Genomic DNA, 1,778 nt, shown 5'->3' with positions numbered 1-1,778 from the left:
GGCAGGAAGTTCTCAAGCTAGAGCGCGTAGGTGTGCATGACAACTTCTTCGAACTTGGGGGTGATAGTATACTGTCTATTCAGATAGCTTCTCGCGCAAAGGCATTAGATATCTCACTCACTGTCCGGGAGTTATTCGAACATCAAACAATTGCAGGTTTAGTGCCTTTTTTGAAGAGTGAGTTAGCCACTTTAGCTCCGCAAGATACAGTGATTGGCCAGCAACTTTTACTCCCAATTCAACGTAGTTTTTTAAATAAAGGTTTGATAGACGCGCATCATTTCAATCAATCGATGCTTGTGCGCACCCCCGTTGATTTGAAGCAAGAGCATTTAAGAGCTTTGATTGAGTCTCTTTATCAGCGACATGATGTACTACGATTGAAGTTCAATGGGGATGCGGAGGGCTTTTCCAGTGAGTACGTGCCATATACTAAAGAGCTAACAGCCGCCGCTTTATATTATGAAGACATGAGCGCTTTATCTTCTACTGCTCGATTGGAACGACAGTTAGCGAGCTGTAATATTTTGCAGGCGAGCTTGGATCTGGAGCAGGGCCCTTTGCTGAGGGTCGGCTATTTTGATTATGGGCCAGAGCAGGAAGGGCGTTTACTTTTAGTTTTACACCATTTGGTTGTTGATGGTGTTTCATGGCGGATATTGCTATCGGATATTGAGATTGCTTACCATCAGCTTTTGGCGGGAGAAGACATTTCTCTAGCGCTTAAGAGTTCTTCATATCAACAGTGGGGAGCGGCATTATCTCAATATGCTGATACAGAGATATTAGAGCGTGAGCGCCCTTACTGGCTTGAGCAGTTATCGTATCCTATTGGCGTTTTACCTGGCGTTTCTCAAGGTATTTCTTCGACGGATACTGATGTCATCTATAATACTACAATTACCCTTGATGCTGAGCAAACTGGTGAACTGTTGAGCGAATGCAATAAGGCGTATCGCACGCGCATTAATGAACTGCTGCTTTCTGCTTTGTTGAAGGCATACCACGATTGGACCGGTGAACATGCTCTGCGCCTCAGAATGGAGGGGCATGGTCGTGAAGATATTTTCGACGATATGGATTTGAGTGAGACAATCGGCTGGTTTACGTCGATTTATCCACTTGTCTTGTCAGAACAACCTTCCGACGGGTTTGATCATCTCATCAAGAGTGTCAAGGAGCAATACCGCCGTGTGCCGCGCAATGGCGTGGGGTATGGCGTTCTGACCGAGATGGTCAAGGATGAAGAACTGCGATTACTTGATGAGAAGCAAGATCATGCATCAATAGTATTTAACTACATGGGGCAGTTTGACAACAGCCTTAATCAAGAAAAGGCTTTTAAACCTTCCTATGAGGATAAGGGCAATGAATGCAGTCTGCGGCAAGCCCAACAGGAACTCATTGCGATTAACGGTGTGGTGATGGAAGGGAAGCTGTCCTTTACTTTCACGAGCACCAAAAATCGTATCGCACCAGAACAGGTCAAGGCTTTTAGCGAGGCTTATCAGCAAGCTCTCTCAGCATGTATCAAATGGTGCTGCATTGGCCACGCCAAAGTGGAGCTCTTAAGTTTGAGAAATAAATTAGTCAAAAGGAAAGCCACGACAAATGGTGCTGCAGGAATTGAATTATGACTAGAGTTGACGCTTTATTAAACATATTAGAACAAAGAGACATTCACTTAGTATACACAAATAACAAAGTGATAGTAGAGGACCCTCATGGGAATTTGACTGAAGATGTACTTGAGCAGCTGAGAGCTAGAAAAGCAGAGT

2 protein-coding genes are annotated in these 1,778 nt (G+C 44.4%); both read left to right on the top strand.

Annotated elements, in window-relative coordinates:
- A partial coding sequence (locus OEU88_RS17565; protein ID WP_262696513.1) for a condensation domain-containing protein occupies positions 1–1,637 on the top strand: 1,637 nt, incomplete at its 5' end.
- On the top strand, positions 1,634–1,778 hold a 145-nt coding region (locus tag OEU88_RS17725), incomplete at its 3' end, for a TubC N-terminal docking domain-related protein (protein ID WP_394805291.1). The genes OEU88_RS17565 and OEU88_RS17725, both read left to right, overlap by 4 nt.

Source organism: Kordiimonas aquimaris (assembly GCF_025574485.1).
GTDB classification, from domain to species: Bacteria; Pseudomonadota; Alphaproteobacteria; order Sphingomonadales; family Kordiimonadaceae; genus Kordiimonas; species Kordiimonas aquimaris.
Note: the sequence above shows the minus strand (reverse complement) of the source record. Positions and strands in the feature narration are given on the sequence as shown.